Source organism: bacterium (assembly GCA_030697645.1).
GTDB lineage: Bacteria > Patescibacteriota > Minisyncoccia > Phycocordibacterales > VMGT01 > JAUYPI01.
In genome coordinates this window covers 1-24,740 of the sequence record JAUYPI010000005.1, presented here as the reverse complement: position 1 = coordinate 24,740, position 24,740 = coordinate 1, and the positions used below count along the sequence as shown (strand labels likewise).

Sequence of the window (24,740 nt, the reverse complement as noted above, 5' to 3'; positions counted from 1 at the left end):
CCAACCAACAATTTCCAAACAAATTCCAATACTCAAAATCCAATTTCCAAACACGGCATTCGTGTTTGAAATTTGATGCATTGGAATTTGAAGTTTGTTTGGAACTTGTGGGTTGGAGCTTGGAATTTACGTGAACTGGAGTTTGGAGCTTTCGCACGGCGGGGGACATCGGATGTCTTGCCATCTCGTAATTCGTGATTTCTCTTGTTTGCGTATTATTAGCTAACCTATTTTTTATGCGTTCATTATCAAAAAACGAATGGATCGCGGTGGTGGTGGGGATTTCTGTCATCGGCGCGATTTTGGTGTTTACGAACTTTAAGGTTGCCTTACTCGCGCCCTCCGCAGAGGAGAAGATTGGGGAGATTGATCAAACCGCGCCGATGCCTAGAGGCGGCGACACGGCGCTTGATTCGCTCTCGGGCATCTCCGGCGTGCCGGACGAGTCCGGCCTGGTGATCGAGGAAATCAAGGTCGGCGGCGGCGAGGAAGCGGCGAGCGGCATGCTCGTTACGGTGCACTACACCGGACGGCTCCTTAACGGCCGCACGTTCGATTCCTCGCTCACGCGCGGCGAGCCGTTCCAGTTTGTGCTGGGGAGCGGACAAGTAATCGAGGGATGGGAGCGGGGAATTCTCGGCATGAAGGTCGGCGGCGAGCGCGTGCTCGTGATCCCGCCCGCTCTTGCATACGGCGAGGGCAAGGTTGGCATCATTCCGCCGAGCTCGACGCTTGTCTTTGAAGTGGAGCTCCTGGGAGTCTCGAGGCAGTGATTGCATCCTACTGTGTGCTACTGTAGCGCATAAAAGATCCGCCATACGAACACCGTGGTGTTCGTATGGCGGTAAAAGCTGGCGAGCACCTGTTCATAGTGCTCCCAGAAGATTGCTTTCATGTACGGCATATGTGGCCCGTGACGGCCCTACGGGCGGCCCAGAGCCAAGCGGCATGAAAGGCTGCCATCATTATACACCTCTCGTTTTTCTTGTCAAGTCCCTTGTCGTGATCTAGAGTGACCGTAATGCGAGTGGTGCGGTTCACTATTGAAAAACGCGTCAGTAGAGGTCTCGCGCGGGCTGGGGTCATTGAGACGTCGCACGGGGTAGTCGAGACGCCGGCGTTTGTCGCGGTTGCGACGAAAGCGAGCGTGAAGGCGCTCACTCCGACGCAGGTGCGTGCGCTCGGCGCCGCGATCGTGCTCGCCAATACGTATCACCTCCATCTTGAGCCCGGGGAGGATACAGTAGCGGAGGCAGGTGGACTCGCGCGCTTCATGGGCTGGGGCGGTCCAACGATGACCGACTCCGGCGGCTTCCAGGTCTACTCCCTTGGAGTCGCCTATGCGCGCGAGTACAGCAAGTTTTTGAGCAAGCACGACGTCGAGCGTTTTCTCGCCGAAGCGCCGACCGCGGTGAGCAAGGAGCGGCTTGCAAGCGTGAGCGAGGAGGGAGTGACGTTCCGCTCGCACCTCGATGGGAGCCGGAGGGCACTCACGCCCGAGCGCTCAATCGCGATTCAGCAGTCGCTCGGCGCGGATATCATATTCGCCTTCGACGACTTCGTCTCACCGATCGAGCCCTTTGAGCTCCACCGCGCCTCGATGGAGCGCACGCACCGCTGGGCAGAGCGCTCGCTCGCCGCGCATAAAGCCGGAGTGGAGATCGGCTCGCACAACAGCGCAAGCGATAACACAGGCAACACGAGCATACATGACACACATTTTATGCGATCGGACAAAATGTGTGTCACTGTCGAAGGTGCCGGAGTCGGAACGCTTCCGCCTCAGAATCAGGCCGTTAAACATCCGATGTCTAACACCGTGCTGGAGGCCGAAAGCCGAGAGCAGGACGCTGTGGTGACCCAGGCACTCTTTGGCATTGTGCAGGGTGGGCCTCACCGCGACTTACGCGAAGAGAGCGCGCGGAGGATAGCCGCCCTTGGATTTGACGGCTTCGGCATCGGCGGTTCGTACACGAGAGAGGAGATGGTGGACGTGCTGCGCTGGGTCGTGCCCCTGCTCCCCGAGGAGCTGCCGCGGCATTTGCTTGGCATCGGCGAGCCGACGCAGCTTTTCCTCGGCGTCGAGCACGGGGTGGATACGTTCGATTGCGTCGCGCCGACGAGAGAGGCGCGCAACGGCCGCCTCTATACGCGCTGCGGGCCGATCAATATAACCAATGCGCGCTTCACGCGCGATTTTTTGCCAATTGATGCGGGATGTCTCTGTGAGACGTGCGCGAGCGGCACGACGAGAGCGTATCTCGCGCACCTCTTCCGCGCGCGGGAGCTCCTCGGCTACACGCTCGCCTCGATCCACAATCTTTTTTTTATTACCTCGCTTATGAAACGGATGCGAACGGCGATCATTGACGGGACGTTCAGCGAGCTCAAAGATTCATTTGTGCGCACATATTACAGCACCGCCAGGGTGACGTGATAGGCAAACAAGGTGGTTTCGTTTCGAACAGACTGTAGGTTCTAGTATATAGGTGGACTTTGTTTCCCATAAGGGTTTTTCTAATATATGATGGGGGAACGAGACATGGAAACGGCAACGGCAAATCCTTTCGAGATAGCCCAACAACAGTTTGACAGTGTGGCAGAGCTTCTTGGGCTCAGCGAGAGTGAGCGAGTGCGGCTGCGCACGCCCGAGCAGCCATTCGAGGCGACTTTTCCGGTGGTGATGGACGACGGGAACCCGCGGGAGTTTACCGGCTACCGCGTACAGCATAACCTCGCGCGCGGCTACGGCAAGGGCGGTATCCGCTATGCGCCGACGGTGACGCAGGACGAGGTGAGTGCGCTTGCGATGTGGATGAGCTGGAAGTGCGCGCTCGTAGAGATTCCGTTCGGCGGCGCGAAGGGTGGCGTGATATGCGATCCGAAGTCGCTATCCGTTCCAGAGCTCGAGCGTCTTACCCGCGGCTATACGCAGCAATTCGCCGGAGTCATCGGCCCGAAGCGCGACATTCCGGCTCCGGACGTTGGCACCGGCGAGAGGGAGATGGCTTGGCTTGCGGATGAGTACAGTCAAATTGTTGGTTCTTGGGAACCTGCGGTTGTTACAGGCAAGCCCGTCTCTCTCGGCGGACTTCACGGGCGTCAGAGTGCAACTGGCCGCGGCTGCAGGTTTGCAATCCACGCCTTCGCGAAGTTTATGGGCTGGGGCGATCTCCGTGGTAAGAGTGTGGTTGTGCAGGGTTTTGGCAACGCAGGGTCATTTCTCGCGAGCGAGCTCGTGGAAGAAGGATGTCGTATTGTCGGCGTCAGCGACTCACGGGGCGGTATTTATAATCCGCGTGGGCTTCACGTCGCTCGCCTCATTGAGCACAAATACGCGAGCAAGTCCGTCGTCGGTTTCCCCGAGAGCGACGGGGTTCAGAGCGAAGCGATCCTCGAGCTCCCCTGTGATATCCTGGTTCCGGCGTACATGGAAAACCAGATTACCGCGGAGAACGCGAGCCGCGTCAAGGCGAAGCTCATTGCAGAGGCGGCAAACGGTCCTCTGACGCCGGAGGCGGATGTGATCCTTGCTGAAAACGAGGTAGTCGTCATTCCGGATATTTTGGCAAACGCCGGCGGAGTGTTTGTCTCGTACCTCGAGTGGCTCTGCTTCCCGTTGACGGAAGGCGAAGTACGGACGAGACTCGAGCAGCGCATGTATAAAATGGCGAAGGACGTTTGGAAACAGGCAGAAAGCGCGCACGTTATTTTGCGCAATGCGGCGTATATGATCGCCGTTCGCCGCGTCGTCGAGGCGATGCGAGCGCGCGGAGAGCGCTAAAAGCGCGCGAGCATACTGAATACACAAACGCACCGGTCATAAAAATAGACAACGGGCTGTGCATGCACAGCCCGTTGTAAGCGTCTACTTTCGCTTCTGATGGCGCATCCGCCGGCGCATCTTCCTGCGCCGACGACGCTTTACCGACTGGCGTTTGTTTTTGATTTTTGTGCCCATAATTCAAAAAGAGTATGCGTCGAACGATTTGCCCACCATGCGCTTTTATGCTAAAAATCATACCGGATCTGTCACAAACGTGCAAGACCAGGGTGTGAACAACGTTTAGAGAAGGAGCAACGTATGGCTGGGGATTTTCGTTATTACGCCGAAGTGTTGGAAGAGTGCGTACGGCTGAGCGCTGCGACGTTCGATCAAGAATGGCCTGGTTGGAATAAAGAAGTTGACGAATTTCGACTCGACATGAGGTCGCCAAGCAATTGCCTACTCGCGCAGTTCTACGGCAGCTATACCCTCGGGAAGAAAGCGCTGCATTTGATCTCGGGCGACACGGTGCGGCGCGGTTTCTGTCCGAAAGGGCAGAAACTGACTGCAGAAAATCTGAAACGGGCGTGGCTTGAGATGGCAAAAGAGAGAAATGAGCTGCGACCACCACCAGGTCTTCGAGGCATGTACCACGACGGTGATTACGGTTGGGAGATTATCACCGGTAGGACTGGCAGGCAGGCCGTGCGGTAACATCTAGATTAGATTTACGGCCGTCCGACAAGAATCGGGCGGCCGCTTGTGTTGCGCACTTCCACGGGTTTTACCACCTGTCATAATTGCGCGCGAGCTCCGCAAGGGAGAGCTTGCTGTTGATATCGAGTAGGAGTGCCTGTTTGCGATACTGCAGGAGACAAATGGTCTCTTCATAGAGGGCCTTGATGGCTGCCTGCTCTTCCTTGGTATCAAGGCGGAGCGCAAGGGCACATTTGGACAGTAGTGGACCAATGACACTAACACGAATGCCGATATGGAGCACCAGGTGACCGGGCGGCAGGACGTCAAGACGTAGCAGCTCTTTGTTCACTTTCGTGGCATACCGAAGCCAAAATTCTGCCAATGTTGAAATTGGCACGCTGTGCCAGCATGGTTCGTGAGAGACCGCCGTCGTTTGAGAAAAGTAATCGCGCCACTCTTCAATGAGCGCGAGGCGGAAGTGTTCGGTCTGGAGTGTCTGCATTACCGTATCTCCCTGTGGATAATTTGTGCAACATCGGATGTTTAACACTCGGTGTCGCACGGTTGCGGGTTTTAGTATGCACCGCGAGTACCGTGTATAGTTGTGTCTACCAGTTAGTATGGGGCATTTTTCACTAAAATCAAGCTACACTCCTGCGGGCGACCAGCCGCAGGCAATTTTGGCGCTCCTCGCGGGCCTCGAGAGCGGCGAGGTTCACCAGACGCTCCTCGGAGCCACGGGCACCGGCAAAACTTTTACGATGGCGAATGTGATTGCCGCATTTGACAAGCCCGCGCTCGTCATCGCGCACAATAAAACTCTTGCTGCGCAGCTCGCACAAGAGTATCGGTCATTTTTTCCCGAGAATGCGGTGCACTACTTCGTCTCGTATTACGATTTTTATCAGCCGGAGGCGTATCTTCCGGTGACCGATACGTACATCGAAAAAGAGGCGATGGTGAATGAGGAAATTGATCGGCTACGCCACGCGGCGACGCAGGCCCTGCTCACGCGCCGCGATGTGATCATTGTGGCGTCCGTCTCCTGCATTTACGGCCTCGGGAGCCCGACTGAGTACGAAAAAGTGCATCTGCGGCTCTCGCGCGGTGCCTCTCTGGGCCGCGCCGCGCTCATGCGACAGCTGGTGCGCATCTACTTTGAGCGTACCAATACCGACCTCACCCCGGGCACTTTTCGTGCCGTCGGGAACGCGGTCGAGGTCATGCCAGCGCATGAGGAGATTATTTTTCGCATCGAATTCGACGCGGAGAGTATCGCGGGTATCCGCGTCATTGACGCGCTTACTCGCGCGGTTCGTGAGCCGGACGTCGCCGACATTTTTATCTTTCCCGCGAAGCATTATGTGACGCCGGAGAGCGAGCGCGAGCGGGCGATGGCGGACATTACGCACGAGCTCGCAGAGCGACTCGCGTACCTTGAGAGCCGCGGCATGATCCTTGAGCGCGAGCGTCTCAAGCGTCGCACGAACTACGACCTCGCGATGATCCGCGAGGTTGGCTACTGCAACGGGATTGAAAATTACTCGCGGCACTTTGACGGCCGCAGCGCAGGCGAGCCACCATTTACGCTGCTCGACTACTTTCCGCATCAGAGCGACGGTACTGCGGACTTTCTCACGGTGATCGATGAATCGCACGTCACTGTCCCGCAGATTGGGGGCATGTTCGCGGGCGACAGCTCCCGCAAGGAAACCTTGGTCGAGCACGGCTTCCGCTTGCCGTCAGCGAAAGACAACCGGCCGCTCACATTTGAGGAGTTTGACAAGCGCGTGGGACAGCGCATCTACACCTCGGCGACGCCCGCGGTCTACGAACGCGAACACAGTGTGCGGATTGTAGAGCAGATCATCCGTCCGACCGGACTTGTCGATCCGGAGGTGACAGTACGGCCGATCGTGAGCACGGGCGACTATTCGGGGCAAATCGCGGACTTCATCGTCGAGGCCGAGCGCGCAATACACAATGGCGGCCGCGTGATCGCGACCACGCTCACGAAGAAAATGGCCGAGGATTTGAGTACGTATCTTAAAGAGCATAAACTGAAAGCTGAGTACTTGCACAGTGGTATTAAAACGATCGAGCGCATCGAGATACTCACCAATTTCCGGCGCGGTGTTTTTGACGTTATCGTCGGAGTCAACCTGCTACGCGAGGGACTTGACTTACCGGAAGTTGAGCTCATCGGCATACTCGACGCGGACAAAGAGGGGTTCCTGCGCTCGGATACCGCGCTCATCCAGATAATCGGCCGCGCGGCGCGTAACGTGAACGGACGCGTGATCCTCTACGCGGATCGTCTGACTGGCTCAATCGAGCGTGCGCTCGATGAGACGAATCGGCGGCGCGAGAAGCAGCTCGCGCACAATAAAGAGCACGGCATTACGCCGCGTTCAATCACGAAAGCGATCCACGATATCGCAGAAGAGATCAAGGGTGAGCACACGCGGACGGTCGAAATCCTACTTGCGCTTGAGCAAAGCGGCTCCGGCAAAACCCGCGCGGTACTTCTCCGTGAGAAAAAAAAGCAGATGAGTGCAGCAGTAAAAGAGCTCGATTTTGAAACCGCCGCAATCCTCCGCGACGAGATCCGAGCGCTTGAGAGGTTGCGGAAATGAGTCTCGCGTGGTAGTGTGTTTTTGGGTCGTACACCTTGAACTTGTGTCGTCGGGGAGGAAGTGCAATGGAGAAAATGGTGCACACGATAATCGACCAGTCGGGCTGTATTATCGCAAAGGACCTCAGCAAGGATGAAGTTTGGGATGAGGTGTTCAGTCAACGTAGAGAAAATGAACCATACTGGACATTTGAGGTTATGTTGCCGTACCCCTTCGCTGTATCATTGTTGGATGATTATTCTGCATATTGCCACGTCGCGCTGTCAGTCGACAGTGCGCTGCCAATCAAACAATGGGATGAAAAAGACTATCGCACAGTAGACGGTAACTATTATATTCATCCGCTGGGCGCAAATGGAGTTTCGCGCGCGACGTTCAAGCTTCGTGTTCATAGCATCGAATCCAAAGAAGTCCTTGTTGAGATGCTCGGGCTTTTCGAGTTTGGGCTGTGGAGCACAGTTCAGCACATCCTACAGAATACTCTCAGGCTTTACACAGAAATTCTGCGTAAGCAGAAAGTAGCTGCGGCTGCGTAGCGTGAGTACCAGTGCGATTTCCGTGAGACGCGGTCCTTTCGAGGACCGCGTCGGTTTGTTACACTACGATAGTAGAGACTTTGTTCAACACCGAGTGTTGTCCCTCGATACACCACTGGCATTTGTCATACTTGTGTCCATGCGTGCGGAAACACCTGGGTAGTTGAACAAAGTCACGACAGCACCTGTGTGGTTGCAAAATTCATGAAAATTATCGTTAATAATATCGCTACGGACTATCTCGATGAAGGCACAGGCGCAGTCATGCTCATGCTCCATGGGTGGAAGGATACGCTTCAGACGTTCGATCAACTTGTGCCGCTCCTCGCAAAGGGACGGCGTATCGTGCGTCTTGACCTCCCCGGCTTTGGCGGGACCGAGCCGCCACCGGGGACATGGGGCGTTGGAGACTATGCGTGTTTTGTCCGCGATTTTATTTTTAAACTCAATATAAACGTGGACGTGCTCGTTGGCCACTCATTCGGCGGGCGGGTTGCGCTCAAAGGTCTCGGAGAGGGTGCCCTCAGCGCACGGCGGCTCGTCCTCATCGCCTCGGCGGGCGTCGCAAAGAAGAAGACGCTGCGGAATTATTTTTTCGCCGTTCTCGCAAAGCTCGGCAGAGCGGCGACGCTCGTGCCGCCGCTCAGTTTCGCTCGGCTCGCGCTGCGCGGGAAACTCTATCAATTTTTAGGAAGCGACTATTTTGAAGCAGGCTCGCTCTCGGACACGTTTCGCGCTGTCGTCCGTGAGGATTTGAGTTCGGCGGCGCGACAGGTACACATTCCGACGCTGCTCATCTGGGGCAGGGAAGACGCGATCACACCGCTCTGTGAGGGTGAGCGACTTGTGTCTCTCATTCCCGGATCTACGCTCAAAGTTTTTCCCGCGGCAGGACATTTTGTGCATCGGGAGAAACCAGGCGAAGTGGCCGCGGCAATTAACGGATTCAGATAGCGTCGATACTGTTAGCGTCGATACTGTGTAATCTTTGACACCAATTTAGAGCGATCGCATAAAATTGGTGTCAAAGGCGACAGAAGAGTTTTCTATAATCACAAGCGAGCGGAAAGCGAAAAGGGGCATTTGCATTTTCCGCGAGCGCCGTGATTATATACTCAAAAACATTCGCCACCCTGTTGCTTTTGGGTATATATGCAATACAAGTCCATGAGCTCGATTGTCATGCGCGCGCTGACGCGGTTTCATCCGCGCCTCATCTCCTCCCTCGTCTATATGCTCCAGGCGAGCGAGTATGAGCCGGAGCGCTACAGCGCGTCGGTGCGGAGGACAACTGATTTTCGCGCGGTACAAAAACGAAAACGGCTGCGCTACACGCCGAAAGCGAAGCTCCTGCTCTCGGCGGCATGGCTGATTGCTGCTGCGTGGATTATCGCGGTGGCTTCCTTTACTCTCTCGTTGAACGCGCCGTTCGTCTTTCGTATCTTTGCACTCATGCTCGGTGTTGCGGCGTTGCCGTTTGCTCTGCCGCGGGCTATGCTCGCGCCGTTATTTTTGCTGCGCATGGCGCAGGCGCCGATTGAGCGGTACCTAATAAAAAAAGCGCAGCGGAAAATCCAGCAATTAAGAGCGGTAAAAATCGCGATCGCCGGAAGCTACGGCAAGACGACGATGAAAGAAATCCTGCGCACGGTATTGAGTGATGGTAAAAAAATTGCTGCGACGCCCGGCAACGCGAACACTCCCATTGGGATCAGCCGGTTTGTGGAGACGCTTCGCGGCGACGAGGAGGTTTTGATTTTTGAGTTCGGCGAGTATTACTCGGGCGACATTGCGGCGCTGTGCGAACTGGTCGAGCCGGACATCGGCGTTATTACCGGCGTCAATGAGGCGCACCTCGAGCGGTTCAAAATCATTGATCGGACGACAAAGACGATATTCGAACTTGCAGAGTATCTGGGTGAAAGACCACTTTTTGTGAACGGCGAGAGTTCGCATGCCGCTCAAGCTGCCGCGCCGCGCCACCGGCTCTACTCGCGGCAAGGAGTAGCCCACTGGCGCGTGAATGGGGAGACGACTGGCATCGAGGGAACAAGATTCACGCTCTCTTGCGGCGCGCACAAGATTGAAGCGACCTCGGGCCTCCTCGGAATGCACCAAATTGGGCCGCTTGCGGCAGCGGCAGTAATTGCCTTCGAGCTCGGCTTATCGGTCCCGGAGATCGAGCAGGGCACCCGAAAGACCAGGGCATTTGAGCATCGGCTCGAGCCACGGCGGGACGCGGGCGGCGTCGTCACGATTGACGACACCTATAATGGCAACCCCGACGGCGCGCGGGCGGCGATTGAGTTTCTGCGCTGCGTAGATGCCAAAAGACGAATCTACGTTACTCCCGGGCTTGTCGAGATGGGGGAGCGTAGTGCTGCGGTGCATGAGGAAATCGGACGTTCGCTCGCGAAGATCGCGGACGTCGTGGTGCTTGTCGCCAACTCGGCGACGCCGCATATCGCACGCGGACTCACCGCCGCTCTCTTCAAAGGAGAGCTCCTCTGGTACGATGATGCGCTCCAGATGTACGCGGCGCTCCCGATGCTCACCGTCGCGGGGGACGTCGTCCTCCTCCAAAACGACTGGCCGGATGGGTATGTGTGAGGTGTAACCGCCCGCTCCTTAAAATTTCACGCTCGAGCTTCGGTGTTTGGAAATGGTGTCGCCTCGCTTACGAAAAATGCAGAACTCGGCCTCCGTGCTCGTCGGCCTCAGACAGCTGCATTTTTCTACTCGGCTCGCCATTTCCTAAACACCTCTCGCTATGCGAGAAATTTTAAGGAGCGGGCGGTTACTGTGGGATTTATTTTGGTGTGTAAAAAAAGACACCCCGTGGCATGTGGTTTGCCACGGGGCGGAGGTCTAAAGCGTGAATCCTCCAAGGCGTTTCTGTTGTTTACTTCTTTTCGTTCGAGAAGAAAAGAAGTGCGGCTTCGTCCCCTGTGAGACCAACCTCGGCCGGAGAAAAATGGTACTCCTCCAAATATCCGGCAAGTATGGCACGGGCATCGGAGGATTCACTTTTGAGGAGCGGGCGGAGCTCTTCTACCTGGATGCGAACTGAGCCCCGCAGGAGATTCCGGAATTCTTCCTGCGTCGTTAGCTCTGTCTGCTCCGGCGACATCTCGATCGTTTTGAGGATATACAGGATTGTCTCGAACACCTCAGGACCATTCCGTAGGTCGACCGAACTCTCTCCGCGACCGCACGAAGTTTCGGACGACGGGCGATTCTTCAGCGAGACAAGCAGGCCGCCAATCGTTTTTTTGGCAAGCGCTGCATACAACTCTCGAAACTGTTCAAGAGAATCCAATCCGATCTCGTCGGGTTTGACGAGACTCACCGCGTGCGTCGCTGAGAGCGCATATTCCACCCACGTGGCGGCTCTGTATCGCTCATAGGCGTCGCACGTCTGCTCGTAGGCATTTTTCGGACCGCGGCGCACGCTTGAAATCCAGGCGGCATCAGAACTCTCGCCGTCCATACCGCGCGCCCTTGCCAGAGCTTCCTTGGCGGAAGCAACGGCGTTACGGTGTTCTTCTGCATTGTGCCGCAGCTCTGCCTGCTCTGCAAGTGCCCTCTGCTCATCCTGTCTACTGCGCTCGGCGACTGCCAGAGCCGCCTTCGCTGCAGAGTCCTCTTCAACAAGCATCTTCGCGACACCTCGTGTCACGATTGCAGATGCCGTAAGCGTCCTCGCGCCGCCTACGTTTCCTCCAAGAAATTGTGGCACAGGGAGGAGCAAGTATACTGTCACTACGGCACCGAAAAAACTCCCGACGAACGCTAGTAAGATCGTCAACACAACGGCCCCTTTTTTCATCGCACTTCCTCCGTGAGAAAACAACGGTCATTTAGCGACGCTACGTGGATAGAAATCCTGCGTTGCCTATTTCATCTGGGGTGAAGTTAGCACACCAGATGGTATTTGTCAAGCACGTGTTCTCCGCACGCGTGCTGTACACTGAATTCACCATGAAAACGATCGGCGTCATTTTCGGCGGGCGGTCGGTGGAGCACGATATCTCCATCATCACCGGCCAGTTTATCATTGCGGCACTCGGCGCGGCGCCGGGGTTTGTGCCGGTGCCGATCTACATCGCGCGCTCCGGCCGTTGGTACAGCGCCGAGTCGCTTGCTGACGTTGCGACATTCAGACGGCACGATTTTACACAGCATCTTGAATCGCTGCGGCGGCCGGTTATTCGGACCGACGGAGAGTTTTCGCTCGGCTTCCCCGGACTGTTCGGAGCGCATGCAACTCGTCGCCTTGACGTCGCGTTTCCTGTGCTCCACGGGACTAACGGCGAGGACGGCATGCTCGCCGGCATTTTGAGCGGTGCCGTCATCCCCTTCGTCGGCTGCGACATCGCGGCATCTGCGATCGCGATGGACAAGGCGCTCGCGAAGATTGTAACCGAGCGCGTCGGCATCCCTTCGACGCCGTACGTTTTTTTCACCAAGCGAGAATGGAATGCGGAGCGACCGCGAATTGAAAAAGAGATTTCGGTTTTACATTCTCCGCTCTTCGTGAAGCCGGTTCATCTCGGCTCGAGCATCGGCGTCACCCGAGTCGAGTCGCAGGGAGGGCTTGAGCAAGCAGTCGAGGTGGCGTTGCACTACGATGATAAAGTGATCGTCGAGCAGGGCGTGCCGAACCTCATCGAAGTGAACTGCGCCGTGCTGGGGAATGAGGAAGTGCGGACAAGCGTGCTCGAGCAGCCGCTCGCCAAAGCGGCACTTTTAAGCTTCGACGATAAATACATGCGTGGCGGCAAAGGAAGCAAAGGCGGCTCGGGCTCAATGAGCGGGGCGAAAGAGTCAGTGCGGATTCCGGCTCCAGTCGACGAAAAGATCGCCGCGACCATTCGTGAATTTTCGGTGCGCGCATTCCGCGCGATCGGCGGCAGCGGCACGGCGCGCTTCGATTTCCTTATTGACCAGAAGTCGGGAAGCGTCTACCTCAACGAGATTAATCCACTCCCCGGCAGTTTGCAGCAGCACCTCTGGAAGGCATCGGGCGTCTCGAACGTTGAGCTCGTTACAAAACTCATCGCGCTTGCCGAGGAGCGCTTTGCCGACAAGCAGAAGCGCGTTACAACCTTTGCGTCAAGCGTGTTGCAACGAGGTTCTTAAAATACGCGAGCCGCTGTGCTATATTGTCTCCAATTACCCCCTCCCACTCTTGGGCGGGGCTATGTCTCGTATGGAAAATAAATTGATCGTTAAGGGCGCGCGGACGCATAATCTGAAGAACATCACGGTTGAGATGCCGCGCGACAAGCTCATCGTCTTCACCGGACTCTCGGGCTCGGGGAAGTCCTCGCTCGCGTTCGACACCATTTTTGCCGAGGGGCAGCGGCGGTATGTGGAGTCGCTCTCGGCCTATGCGCGGCAGTTTCTCCGGCAGATGCAGAAGCCGGATGTGGATGAGATCGTCGGTCTCTCGCCTGCGATCTCGATTGACCAGAAATCGCGCTCAAATAACCCGCGCTCGACGGTCGCGACGATCACGGAGATTTACGATTATCTCCGCGTGCTGTTTGCGCGGATCGGCCGGCCCCACTGTCTCATCTGCGGGTCGCCAATCGAGAAGCTCTCGAAAGACGAGATTATGCAGTTCGTACTGGAGCGGATCGGCGAGGTTCGCGATCACACGCACGCGACGAATGCTCCAAAGCAGAAAACGCGCCGCCCGAAGGGCGGCGCGCCGCAACAGAGGACATTTGAAATCCTCGCGCCGCTTGTGCGCGGGAGGAAGGGCGAATACTACCAAATGCTCTATGACCTCCTCGGTAAGGGCTACGCGAGCGTGGTCGTTGACGGAGAGCGGCACCTCTTGCGTGAGCAGATACTTCTCGATAAGAACAAGCGACACGACATTGATGTCCTCGTGGACACGCTTTCTGCGGCAGACTTTGCATCGAACGAGCCCGCAGCGCTCGAACGCCTTGCCGAGGCTCTCGAGCGCGCGCTTACGGAGTCCGACGGCCTCGTTCGGGTGCATGTCCTCTCGCCGGACGGCGCACCGAACCTCGGCTCGGCGATCGAGCGCGCACGAGTTCCCATCATCGAGCCGCAGGAAACATTCCTCCTCTCGTCAAAATTCGCCTGCCCCCGCGACGGCTATTCTTTCCCCGAGGTGGAACCCCGCCTCTTCAGCTTTAACTCGCCTTATGGCGCATGCCCGGACTGTAACGGCCTCGGCACGCGGCACTTTTTCGGGAATGAAGTTTGTCCTGCCTGCCACGGTGCGCGATTGCGCCCCGAGGCACTCCAGGTCTTCCTCGGTATTAATGTGCAACACCGAGTGTTGAACAAAAATATTCAACACTCGGTGTTGCACCCGACGAACATGTCCATTGTTGACGTTGTTTCGCTCTCGATCGCCGACGTGATTAAATTTTTTGACACCCTAAAACTCACGCCAAAAGAGCAGGACATCGCGCGCGTCGTGCTCCGGGAAATCACGAGCCGCCTTCAGTTCATGGCGAATGTCGGCATTGACTATCTCACGCTCGATCGCAGGGCGAATACGCTCTCCGGCGGCGAGGCGCAGCGCATACGACTTGCTTCGCAACTCGGATCGGGTCTCGTCGGCGCGCTCTACGTCTTGGACGAGCCGACGATAGGTCTTCACCAGCGCGACAACGATCGACTTATCGAAACATTGAAAAAGCTCCGCGACCTCGGCAATACGATCATCGTGGTCGAGCACGACGAGGACACCATTTTTGCCGCAGACTATATTGTAGACATCGGCCCAGGGGCCGGAGTGCACGGTGGCGAGGTGGTTGTCGCGGGGGAGCTTGAGAAGCTCCTCACCACAAAACGCAACACGAGCGGCTCGAGGACGCTCGGCTACCTCCGTGGCGAAGAGGCGATCCCGATCCCTGAAAAACGCCGCACGGCCGAAAAAGGGACGCTCCAGATCCGCGGCGCGAAAAAACACAATATTGATAATATCAACTTCGATATACCACTCGGCCGCATCGTCGCGATCACGGGTGTCTCCGGTTCGGGGAAGTCAACCCTGCTCTATGACATACTCTACGAGAATCTCCGCGCGCGCTTCGATCGCCGCTACCGGAGCGCGAAAGTTTACAACTGTTCCTCGTTTAGTGGCACTGAGTACGTCGGCCGCGCGATCATGATTGACCAATCGCCGATCGGCCGCACTCCGCGGAGCAATCCGGCGACATACACCGGCGCGTTCACGTTTATCCGCGAGCTTTTTGCGGAGAGTCCGGACGCCCGAGTTCGCGGCTGGCGGCCGGGGCGCTTTAGTTTTAACGTCCGGGGCGGCCGCTGCGAGGCCTGCCAGGGGAACGGCGAGATCGCGGTTGAGATGCATTTTCTGCCTACGGTGTACGTCACATGCGATGTCTGCAACGGTAAACGATTTATGAAGGAGACACTCGAGGTTCGCTACCGGAAAAAGAATATTGACGAAGTGCTGCACATGACGATCGAGGAAGCGTCTGCGTTCTTCGAGGAGATTCCCGCGATTGCCGATCGCCTGAAGACGCTCGCGGACACCGGACTCGGCTACCTTGAGCTCGGGCAGAGCGCGACGACGCTCTCCGGCGGCGAAGCGCAGCGCATCAAGATCGCCGCCGAGCTCTATCGGCCGTTCCTGTCAAAAACCATCTACCTTCTCGACGAGCCGACCGTCGGGCTCCACTACGACGATGTACGGAAGTTGATTGAGATCTTCGAGCGGCTTGTCGGGCAAGGCAATACCGTCGTCGTGATAGAGCACAATATGGACATTTTGAAGTGCGCCGACTACCTCATCGACCTCGGACCGGAGGGCGGAGAGGGCGGCGGTCGCATTGTCGCGAAGGGCACACCCGAGGAAGTCGCGCGCTCGGGCAAAGGGCATACGGCAACATATCTCGCGCGGGTGATAAAAAAATAGAGCGGGCGTCGAGCTGTAGCGTTCGTCGTTAATAGAAAAATGTCAAGCTCTTTCGTCTTGACAGTAGTGTCTCGTGGCGTACCATGGGAATTCGACAGGGTGTTTTTTTAGACGACGGTGGACGTGGAATTAGAGTGCGGCGGCGGAGTTCCATTCTCGCCGCTTTTTTCATGATACGGGAGAGTGGAAGGTAGAGGGTGGAGAGTAGAGCATGAAAGAAAAAAATATGCTTCGTGCGCCCTAATTTCTACTCTCTACTTTCCAATCTCCACTTTCTAGTACACCAACGACCCCGCGTAGGGACGCTCAATACAATCTCCCCAATTTGAAAAGTGGGCAGATTGGTTTCCCCATTGAGCGTCCGTACGCGGGGTTTTTTGTAGTATAGCACAACAGTAGTGTGTTAGAGTGTGCATATGTTGGAGGAGAATAGCGTCGCGGCGAGACCATCCGAGGCCACGACACAAATGAGCCGGCGCGAGCTCGCGCAGAATGTCTTTTGGCTCGTCGTGGTGCTTGCGGTGGTGTACGGCTTTGCGCGGCTTATCGGTTTTGATAGAATCGAAGAGAGAGTAGAGGCGCTCGGCATTTTCGGGCCGCTTCTGCTTGCGCTCCTCAAGGCCTCAACTCTCGTGTTCGCGCCACTCGGCGGCGCGCCGCTCTATCCCATAGCCGGCGCTCTCTTCGGGTTCAGCAAAGGGCTTGCGATTATGACGGTAGGCGATGTTGTCGGATCGAGTGTCGCATTCTGGATCAGCCGTCGCTTCGGCACGCGCATCGCCACCTACTTCCTTTCAAAGCCCGGGATGCGCGCCGCGGAGGAGGTACTTCGCTACATCGGCACGACGAAGGGCATCGTGCAGGCGCGCATTTTCTTTGCTGGTTTCCCCGAGGCGGTGCACTACGCTGCGGGACTCACCATGATCGCCTACCCGCGTTATATGCTGATTAATATCGCAATCGGCCTCGTGCCGACTGCCGTCTTGGTTGCGCTTGGAAGAATTTTAGTCGAGCGCACGAGCGCTGGAGCGCTCATTGCCGCAAGTATCGTCGCGTCAGCGCTCGGCCTCGGCGGCGCCTGGTGGCTGGTGAGACAAGCGCGAGCAACGCACAGTTGACAGAGGTTTTGTAAAGACGATACGTTTAAGGCACAGCGTCGAATGTTGTATGAAAATTTTTGTTACACGGACGATACCAGATCGCGGTATCGAGATGCTCAAAGCAGCGGGTCACGAGGTGGCAATGAGTCTCCACGACCGCGTGCTCACTAAAGAGGAGTTATTGGAGAATCTCGAGAGTACGAAGTACGACGCGCTGCTTTGCCTCCTCACTGACACGATCGATGCCGACGTGCTCGAAGCCGCCGGAGATAAATGCCGCGTCGTCGCAAACTATGCTGTCGGGTACGATAATATAGACGTGGCGGCGGCGAGGGAGCGGAACATTCTTGTGACAAATACGCCTGGCGTACTCACCGAGACCGTGGCAGAACACACGTTTGCCTTGATTCTTTCGATCGCTCACCGGATTGCGGAGGCAGACCGATTCACCCGTGCGGGTCACTACGACGGTTGGGCGCCGATGCTTCTCCTCGGCACGGACGTCTCGCACAAAGTGCTCGGTATCGTTGGGCTCGGCCGCATCGGAGCGCGCGTGGTACGCAGCGCGGTGCGCGGGTTTGATATGCGGGTGCTCTACTACGATGTGAAGCGCGACATGGGGTTTGAGCGGGACTATGGCGCCGAGTTTCGGGAGAATGTTGACGACATGTTCCGCGAAGCGGATTTTGTCTCACTTCATGTGCCGCTCCTTGACTCGACGCGTCACCTCGTGGATGCTCGGCGCCTCGCGCTGATGAAGCGGGGTGCCTGCCTTATCAATACGTCGCGCGGCGCGATCGTAGACGAGGCGGCGCTCGTCGAGGCGCTCCGGCAGAAAACGATACGGGGCGCGGCCCTCGATGTCTTCGAGCATGAGCCCGCGCTCGCCGACGGCCTTGCGGAGCTCGACAACGTCATTCTGACGCCGCATATCGCTTCAGCGACGGAGGAAACACGCCAAAAGATGTCCGCGCTTGCCGCAGAAAATATCCTCGCGGTGTTTGACGGCAAAGAACCCCCAAACGTCGTCCAAGCCCCTAAAACCTAAAATCATGATTCGCATCGCCATCAATGGCTTCGGCCGCATCGGGAGAGCATTTTTTCGCGCGGCCGAGCAGCGCGGCGGGGAGATTGAGATCGTCGCGATCAACGACCTCGGCGACCTTGAAAATGTTGCCTACCTTCTTGCGTATGACACCGTGTATGGCCGCGCGCCTTTTGAGGTGCGCGCGGACCCTGCACATCCGTCGGAAGGTGCTGGGAGCGAGCAGGCGATCATTGCAGGAGGGAAGCGGGTGCGATTTCTCTCGGAGCGTGACCCGAGCATTCTGCCATGGGGCGAGCTCGGCGTTGATGTCGTCGTCGAGGCAACGGGCGTTTTTGATAGTTATGAAAAATCCCGCGCGCACCTTACTGCTGGAGCAAAGAGAGTGGTGGTCACGGCGCCGATGAAAGACGCGCCTCCAGAAGACATTGGCGGCGCGACCGTTCTCATGGGCGTCAACGACGAGGCGCTCAAGGATTGCGTGATCTCATCAAACGCTTCCTGTACGACGAACGCAGCGAGCCCGGTTATACAGATTCTTCACGAAAAGATCGGCATCAAAAAAGCGCTGCTCAATACTGTTCACGCATACACTGCGACGCAGGCGATCGTTGATAGCCCGGCGGCAAAAGACTTTCGCCGCGGCCGCGCCGCGGCGCAGAATATAATCCCCTCGTCAACCGGCGCCGCGATTTCCGTAACCGAGGCGATTGCCGAGCTTAAAGATAAATTTGACGGTATCGCCCTGCGCGTTCCGGTCGTCGCCGGTTCGATTGCGGACATAACGTTTCTTGCTGCCCGGGAGACAAACATTGAGGAAGTGAACGGTATACTCCGCTCTGCCGCAGGAGAAGAGCGTTGGACAAAAGTCTTCAGCATAACCGACGAGCCGATCGTCTCCTCGGACATCGTTGGTTCAATCTACGCCTCGATCACCGACCTTTCCATGACCCGCGTCGTCGCTGGTGACCTCGTCAAAGTCCTCGCGTGGTATGATAATGAGATGGGCTATGCCCACTCGCTCGTCGAACATGTTTTGAAAAGCGGGCAATATGCACGACCTTGAATAAAGAAGCCCGGGCCGAACATCGGAGTATATCCAAGCTAGATGAATAAATATCTCATCATCGCGATCATAGCAGTAGTGGTTATCGGTGGCGGCATATTCTACCGCACAACGCTGCTCTCGGAGGAGCGGGTGCCGGTGCGGACTGGCGTGGTGCGCGAGGTGACCGTCGTTGCAAAAAAGGATGAGTGGCGGTTTGTGCCGGAGGAGATCGAAATCAACCGCGGCGACCATGTCGTAATGACAGTAATCAACGAAGACGATTATGACCACGGTATCGCTATAGATTCCTATGGCGTCTCGCAAAGGATGCCTGCCAATAGTACAAGAGTAATAGAGTTCGACGCCACCCAACCCGGCGATTTTCCATTCTACTGCTCGGTGCCCTGCGGCGAGGGGGAGGTTGATGGCGTCCTCCGCACCCACTTCGACATGATAGGGAGGTTGCACGTTAAGAGTTTAATATCGGAGACGCGGTAAAATTTAAACACAAAAGCCGCCGATGAAGGCAGCTTCTGTATATGGAGCCAAGGGGAATTGAACCCCCGAACCCGAGTACCAACCCCAGGTTCCCCGCCTTGGGTGGCCCCTTGGACTCCACATCATAATTCTAACTTTGGTGCAAACAAAACGAAAGCCCCGAGAGAATTCGGGACTTTCAAGGATCCAATTGGAACCTGGGGTTGGTATAATAGATATTAACAAATCAGAATTTTCTGTCAAGGCGCGTTATCCACACATGAAAAAAGCAATCCTCAAAGTTAAAGGAATGCACTGTGCATCGTGCTCGGTCCTCATTGACAAGCTCGTGGGGAAGCAGGCGGGCGTGACTTCGATCAAGACGAACTACGGCAGCGAGAAGACCGCGATCGAGTACGATGAGTCGAAGATTACGCTCGAGAAGATAGACGAGCTGCTGCACGCACTCGGCTACGATCTGATCCGGCCGGATGAGGCATCGTCGACGCCCGAGGAAGAAGAAAGAATAGAGAAACGCCGCATCGGCGAGGCAAAGCGCCGCTTCATCGCCGCGCTCGCGCTCTCGGCGCCGGTCATCGTCTACTACATGCTGATCCACATGTTTAATGTGACGCATGTGCACGAGCTGTTTGATTTTCTCAATATCGGGCGGCCGGAGATCATCGGCGGCAGCTTCTTTGCCACCGGCGGTCAGGTCGTCAACTACTTTTTTTGGATTGTCGCGCAGCCGCTCAAGGTGGTCGCGGGGCTCTTTGTAGACGTCGCGAACCCGCCGCTCGCGATCGACCTCAACTATATCTACTGGATCCTTGCGACGCCGGTGCAGTTTGTAATCGCGTGGCCGTTCTACCGGAGTGCATTTACCTCGATCCGCGTTGGCTCTGCGAACATGGATGTGCTCGTCGCGCTCGGCACCTCGGCGGCCTACTTCTACAGCGCAATCGGCTTTCTCTTCTTCAACATTGACCACCCGTTTTGGGAGAGCTCGGCGGCGCTGCTTACGTTTATTCTCCTCGGCCGTTACATCGAAATTCTCGCGCGCGGCAGGGCCTCGACCGCGATTAAAGAGCTTCTGAAGCTCGAGGCCAAAGAGGCGCACGTCGTGCGCAATGGGGCTGAAGTGACTATTCCGATAGACGATATCAAAGAGGGCGAGACAGTTGTGGTGCGGCCAGGGGAAAAAATCCCTGTCGACGGCGTCATCATCGAAGGCGTCTCGCACATAGACGAGAAAGTGGTGACCGGCGAGTCATTTCCGGTGAAGCGCGAAGTAGGGCAGGAGGTGATCGGAGCGACAATGAACCAGGAGGGGCTTATCAAATTCCGCGCGACAAAAGTGGGGAAGGACACGCTGCTCTATCAGATCGTCCGCATGGTTGAGGAAGCGCAGGCGTCTCGCGCGCCGATTCAAAATCTTGTGGATGCGATTAGCGAGCGGTTCGTCCCCGCGGTTGTCGTGCTCTCCGTGCTGGTTTTCGTCGGCTGGGTATTCTTTGCGGCGCTCCCGTTCCGCACCGGCCTCATCAGGATGATTGCGGTCCTCGTCATCTCCTGCCCGTGCGCGATGGGGCTTGCGACGCCGACGGCGCTCGTCGTCGGCATTGGCCGCGCGACAAAGTTTGGTATTATACTAAAGGGTGGAGAAGCGCTCGAGAAGGCGTACCGCGTGACTGCGGTACTCTTCGATAAAACCGGCACGCTCACCATAGGCAAACCGCAGGTTACCGATGTCGTACTCACGTCAACTATTTTCCGTGAGGACGAGGTGATGCGCCTCGCCGCCTCGGTCGAAAAAGGATCCGAACATCCGCTTGCGCGCGCCATTATTGAGCAAGGAGGGAAGGCGGGGATACTTGCCGAGCCAAAGAATTTTCAAGCGGTCTCTGGCAAAGGCGTCGTCGGTGAGGTTGACGGCAAAGAGGTGAAAATAGGGAACCTTACCTATATGAAAGAGCTCGGCATCAACACGGACGCCAATCAGGGCGAACTCGAACGACTACAGGGCGAGGCGAAAACTGTGGTATTTGCCGTGATCAATAATCAACTCGCGGCGCTCATTGCGATGGCTGACACGCTGAAGCCCGATGTCAAAGAGGCGATTGACGCCCTGAAGAAGATGGGTAAGGAAATCGTGATGATTACCGGCGACAATCAAAAGACCGCGGACGCGATCGGGAGGCAAATTGGCATAGACCGCGTGTTTGCAGAGGTGCTGCCTGAGGATAAGGCGAAAATGGTGAAGAAGCTCCAGGACGAAGGGAAACAGGTCGCGATGGTTGGTGACGGCATCAATGACTCACCGGCCTTGGCGCAGGCAAACGTGGGCATAGCGGTTGGCTCCGGAACGGATGTCGCGGTACAGACCGGACAGGTGGTGCTGGTGAAGGACGACATCCGGGACGTAGTGACCGCAATACAGCTCTCAGGCAAGACGATACGGAAAGTGTGGCAGAACCTTTTTTGGGCGTTTGTGTATAACGTGGTCGCAATCCCCATCGCGGGCGGTATACACTTATTGGTAACGCAGTCGTCGCTCGGCGTGCCGGCGCAATGGGTGGTGGCGCTCTCGCAGAGCCTTGGCGGCGCGGGGCAGATATTCTATAATTTCTCACAAGCCACGCTCCGCCCTGAGATCGCCGGCTTTGCGATGGCATTCTCGTCCGTATCGGTCGTGATGAATTCGCTCACTCTCAAACGGTACACGCCGCCGATAGAAAAAGGCACGGGTAGCGGCGCGAGTATTCAAGACAAGACAGGAAATAAGGTATAAGATTTACTAGACATCGCTCGAATTTCCAAATTCAAAAAAAACCGTCTCCAGACAAATCACCATATGTAAAATCCAACCTCCAAACACGATGTGCGTGTTTGAGATTTGGAGTATTGGTATTTGAGATTTGTTTGGAAATTGTTGGTCGGAGCTTGGAATTTATTTTAGGATGTCATCTGTTCGCAACTTCGTAACCCACAATACTTATGAACAGTATGCAGCAAAACCCACTGACCGTGCTTCTCGTTGAGGACGACGAAACGCTCGCGAACCTCCTCAGGTCGAAGCTCGAGACGCATGGGTACCTGGTAACAGTAGCTGTCGATGGAGATGCCGGCATTGCGAGCATACGCGCCAGCAAGCCCGATATCTTACTCCTTGATGTGTCGCTCCCGTTTCGAAATGGTCTTCAGATCCTCGAAAGTCTCCGTGCGGAGGGGATACTGCCCTCCCTTCCGGTCATTATTGTCTCGAACTCCGGCCAACCGGTTGATATTGAGAGGGCGAAAAGGCTCGGGGTCCGTGATTGGCTGGTGAAGGCCGAGATAGAACCGGACGATATTCTTTTAAAAGTAGACCGCGTAGCGAAAGAAATTATGGATACAGGAAAATCAGCGGTCGGCAACGGCATACAGCAGAGCGAGGTGCATACTCCGGCGCACGGGAGCTCGGCGCCGACCGTGTTGCTCATCGAAGACGATTTGATGATCGCGGATATGCTCCGGCAAAAATTAGCGACAAAGCAGTACGTTGTCCTCATTGCCACGAGCGAGCCGGAGATTGATGCGGTACTCGAGGAGCACGCTGTCCGCATCATCTTGCTTGATATACTTCTCCCGGGGCTCAACGGCCTTTCCATTCTTAAAAAAGTAAAGGAAGATCCTCGGTACAAAGATATACAGGTACTTATAATCTCAAACCTCGGGCAACGTGAGGACATAGAGCGCGGGATGGCTGGCGGCGCGGCGGGCTACTTCGTCAAGGCAAACACCTATCCGGATGAAATCGTTACAAAGGTCGACGCGTTATTAAAAACTACGTCTAACTAAAATAAATAGACCTCTTGCATAACCCGTTTCGTGGCGAGATTTTTGATTTTTGAGCGAGACGAGGAAGACAAGCAAAATGGTTCGACGGCGTTACTCGGTTGTACGGCGAGAACCATTTTGCGAAATCTGACGAAGTCGCAGCCAAAAATCAAAAATCGCAGCAGGAGCGGGTTATGCAAGAGGTCTATTACCTAAATTATGTCTATACATGCAGGAGTTGGCCTCAGCAAAATTGAGGATGCCCATGAGGCTGGCGTCGAGGCGACCAAGGAGGCGCTCGCGACGGCTGGCATTGACCGAGCTGATGCGCTGCTCGTATTTTCGTCCGTCGCGCTCAACCAGGAGGAACTTGTGCGCGGTATCTCTGAGGTGGGCGGCACAGCGCTCGTCTTCGGATGCTCCGCTGCGGGAGAAATCACGAACGCGGGTCCGAGTCAAAAATCCGTGGCGGTTATGGCGATCCAATCCGATACGATTCATTTCGCCGCGAGCCTCGGAAAAAATATCAAAGCCAGTGCGCGCGAGGCGGGGCGAGCTGTCGCCGAAAGTGTGCGTAAGGCCGCAAAAGAGCCGCTCCGCTCGTTTATCATGCTCCCGGACGTGCTTGCCGGGAACGGTGCCGAGACCGTCCGCGGCGTGCTCGACGTACTGGGGGAGCACTTCCCGGTGGTCGGTGGGGCTCCCGGGGATGATTTTCTGTTCAAAAAGACTTATCAGTATCTCAATGACGAAGTAGCTGATGGTGCCGTCGCGGGGCTTGGGCTCTCCGGAAAGTTTTCGATGGGCATCGGCGTCAGGCACGGTTGGATGCCGATCGGCATGCCGATGAAGGTTACCAAGGCGGACGGTGCCGTGCTCCATGAGCTCGATGGAAGACCAGCGATCAGTATCTACGAGGATTATTTCGGCGAGCGGGCAAAAGAACTCCGCAAAGAAGCGCTGGCGCGAATGGCAATCACCTACCCGATCGGCCTCAAAATTCCGGAGTACGAAGACGAGTATCTTATTCGCGATCCAATTACCGTTGACGAGAAAGGCGCCATCACCTGCGCCGCTGAAGTCCCGGAGGGCTCCGAGGTTCGCCTCATGATCGGGAGCCGGGAAAAAGCGATAGAGGCAGCGAAAGATGCCGCCGCGCACATGATGCACGAGTTTGAGATCGAAAAATCGAAACCAAAGTTCGTCCTCATGTTCAACTGCATCGCGCGGGAAAAGCTCTACGGGACGCGCGCGAACGAAGAAATACAGGCGGTGCTCGATGTGATCGGCCGCACGACGCCGCTCCTTGGTTTCTACACCTACGGCGAGCAGGCACCCCTCGGCGGCGAGCTGCGCAACCATGAAAAGATCAGCTCGCGATTCTACAACGAAACAATGGTGCTCTTTGGAGTTGGGGAGTGAACAAAAGTTGTAACATATGGGCGCGTCACACTCACGACCTCGCCGAATTTCGGGCGAGGTCGCTCCATTTTGAACCACGAAATTGCGAGACATCCGATGTCCCCCGTCGTGCGAAAGCTCCAAGCTCCAGTTCACGTAAATTCCAAGCTCCAACCCACAAGTTCCAAACAAACTTCAAATTCCAATGCATCAAATTTCAAACACGAATGCCGTGTTTGGAAATTGGATTTTGAGTATTGGAATTTGTTTGGAAATTGTTGGTTGG

The 24,740-nt window shown here is 56.3% G+C and carries 19 protein-coding genes; 17 read left to right on the top strand and 2 right to left on the bottom strand.

The genetic code is table 11. The annotated features are described in order from the left end of the window. Nucleotides 1-236 precede the first annotated feature (236 nt). From Q8R39_01320 to Q8R39_01305, 4 genes are all read left to right on the top strand, one after another. Nucleotides 237-773 carry an FKBP-type peptidyl-prolyl cis-trans isomerase gene (locus Q8R39_01320; GenBank protein ID MDP3735048.1) on the top strand — a complete coding sequence of 179 codons (537 nt, stop codon included), beginning with the start codon at nucleotides 237-239 and terminating at the stop codon, nucleotides 771-773. Nucleotides 774-1,021: 248 nt separating this feature from the next. After that, the gene (locus Q8R39_01315) at nucleotides 1,022-2,437 is read left to right on the top strand and encodes a tRNA guanosine(34) transglycosylase Tgt (protein MDP3735047.1); all 1,416 of its coding nucleotides are present in this window, start codon (nucleotides 1,022-1,024) and stop codon (nucleotides 2,435-2,437) included. An 87-nt stretch (nucleotides 2,438-2,524) separates the two neighbouring features. Continuing rightward, nucleotides 2,525-3,784 (top strand): Glu/Leu/Phe/Val dehydrogenase, encoded by a 1,260-nt coding sequence (locus Q8R39_01310; GenBank protein ID MDP3735046.1) that lies wholly within the window; start codon nucleotides 2,525-2,527, stop codon nucleotides 3,782-3,784. A gap of 300 nt (nucleotides 3,785-4,084) precedes the next feature. Continuing rightward, nucleotides 4,085-4,480: a hypothetical protein gene (locus tag Q8R39_01305; protein ID MDP3735045.1), complete on the top strand. Its 396-nt coding sequence runs from the start codon at nucleotides 4,085-4,087 to the stop codon at nucleotides 4,478-4,480. Between the two features lie 70 nt (nucleotides 4,481-4,550). Here the strand turns inward: Q8R39_01305 and Q8R39_01300 are convergent, their stop codons facing one another. Next, a complete protein-coding gene (locus Q8R39_01300) occupies nucleotides 4,551-4,967 on the bottom strand; it encodes a hypothetical protein (protein MDP3735044.1) in 417 nt (138 codons plus the stop codon). A gap of 118 nt (nucleotides 4,968-5,085) precedes the next feature. Here Q8R39_01300 and uvrB point away from each other — a divergent pair, with 118 nt between their 5' ends. The 4 genes from uvrB to murF all read left to right on the top strand — a co-directional run bounded on the left by uvrB (nucleotide 5,086) and on the right by murF (nucleotide 10,247). Then, nucleotides 5,086-7,101, top strand: coding sequence for an excinuclease ABC subunit UvrB (gene uvrB, locus Q8R39_01295; protein ID MDP3735043.1), 2,016 nt, complete (start codon nucleotides 5,086-5,088; stop codon nucleotides 7,099-7,101). A 65-nt stretch (nucleotides 7,102-7,166) separates the two neighbouring features. Then, nucleotides 7,167-7,637 carry a hypothetical protein gene (locus Q8R39_01290; protein ID MDP3735042.1) on the top strand — a complete coding sequence of 157 codons (471 nt, stop codon included), beginning with the start codon at nucleotides 7,167-7,169 and terminating at the stop codon, nucleotides 7,635-7,637. Nucleotides 7,638-7,841: 204 nt separating this feature from the next. Continuing rightward, nucleotides 7,842-8,591: an alpha/beta hydrolase gene (locus Q8R39_01285; protein ID MDP3735041.1), complete on the top strand. Its 750-nt coding sequence runs from the start codon at nucleotides 7,842-7,844 to the stop codon at nucleotides 8,589-8,591. A gap of 213 nt (nucleotides 8,592-8,804) precedes the next feature. Continuing rightward, entirely contained in the window at nucleotides 8,805-10,247 is a 1,443-nt protein-coding gene (murF, locus tag Q8R39_01280; GenBank protein MDP3735040.1) for a UDP-N-acetylmuramoyl-tripeptide--D-alanyl-D-alanine ligase, read from the top strand. A gap of 292 nt (nucleotides 10,248-10,539) precedes the next feature. On the opposite strand, the gene Q8R39_01275 is transcribed toward murF, so the two are convergent. Further along, entirely contained in the window at nucleotides 10,540-11,466 is a 927-nt protein-coding gene (locus Q8R39_01275) for a hypothetical protein (protein ID MDP3735039.1), read from the bottom strand. A gap of 152 nt (nucleotides 11,467-11,618) precedes the next feature. Here Q8R39_01275 and Q8R39_01270 point away from each other — a divergent pair, with 152 nt between their 5' ends. The 9 genes from Q8R39_01270 to Q8R39_01230 all read left to right on the top strand — a co-directional run bounded on the left by Q8R39_01270 (nucleotide 11,619) and on the right by Q8R39_01230 (nucleotide 24,475). Beyond that, nucleotides 11,619-12,779 (top strand): D-alanine--D-alanine ligase family protein, encoded by a 1,161-nt coding sequence (locus Q8R39_01270; GenBank protein MDP3735038.1) that lies wholly within the window; start codon nucleotides 11,619-11,621, stop codon nucleotides 12,777-12,779. 70 nt (nucleotides 12,780-12,849) lie between these two features. Next, nucleotides 12,850-15,564: an excinuclease ABC subunit UvrA gene (uvrA, locus tag Q8R39_01265; protein ID MDP3735037.1), complete on the top strand. Its 2,715-nt coding sequence runs from the start codon at nucleotides 12,850-12,852 to the stop codon at nucleotides 15,562-15,564. A gap of 416 nt (nucleotides 15,565-15,980) precedes the next feature. Next, nucleotides 15,981-16,682, top strand: coding sequence for a VTT domain-containing protein (locus Q8R39_01260; protein ID MDP3735036.1), 702 nt, complete (start codon nucleotides 15,981-15,983; stop codon nucleotides 16,680-16,682). Nucleotides 16,683-16,731: 49 nt separating this feature from the next. Further along, a complete protein-coding gene (locus tag Q8R39_01255) occupies nucleotides 16,732-17,712 on the top strand; it encodes a D-glycerate dehydrogenase (GenBank protein MDP3735035.1) in 981 nt (326 codons plus the stop codon). Nucleotides 17,713-17,716: 4 nt separating this feature from the next. Further along, the gene (locus Q8R39_01250; GenBank protein MDP3735034.1) at nucleotides 17,717-18,775 is read left to right on the top strand and encodes a glyceraldehyde 3-phosphate dehydrogenase NAD-binding domain-containing protein; all 1,059 of its coding nucleotides are present in this window, start codon (nucleotides 17,717-17,719) and stop codon (nucleotides 18,773-18,775) included. A gap of 42 nt (nucleotides 18,776-18,817) precedes the next feature. Then, complete coding sequence (locus tag Q8R39_01245; GenBank protein ID MDP3735033.1) at nucleotides 18,818-19,255, top strand: cupredoxin domain-containing protein; 438 nt, start codon at nucleotides 18,818-18,820, stop codon at nucleotides 19,253-19,255. A gap of 259 nt (nucleotides 19,256-19,514) precedes the next feature. Then, nucleotides 19,515-22,025, top strand: a complete 2,511-nt coding sequence (locus Q8R39_01240) for a heavy metal translocating P-type ATPase (GenBank protein ID MDP3735032.1) — start codon at nucleotides 19,515-19,517, stop codon at nucleotides 22,023-22,025. A gap of 215 nt (nucleotides 22,026-22,240) precedes the next feature. Further along, nucleotides 22,241-23,074 (top strand): response regulator, encoded by an 834-nt coding sequence (locus Q8R39_01235; GenBank protein MDP3735031.1) that lies wholly within the window; start codon nucleotides 22,241-22,243, stop codon nucleotides 23,072-23,074. Nucleotides 23,075-23,272: 198 nt separating this feature from the next. Further along, nucleotides 23,273-24,475, top strand: coding sequence for an FIST N-terminal domain-containing protein (locus Q8R39_01230; GenBank protein MDP3735030.1), 1,203 nt, complete (start codon nucleotides 23,273-23,275; stop codon nucleotides 24,473-24,475). The last annotated feature ends 265 nt before the right edge of the window (nucleotides 24,476-24,740 follow it).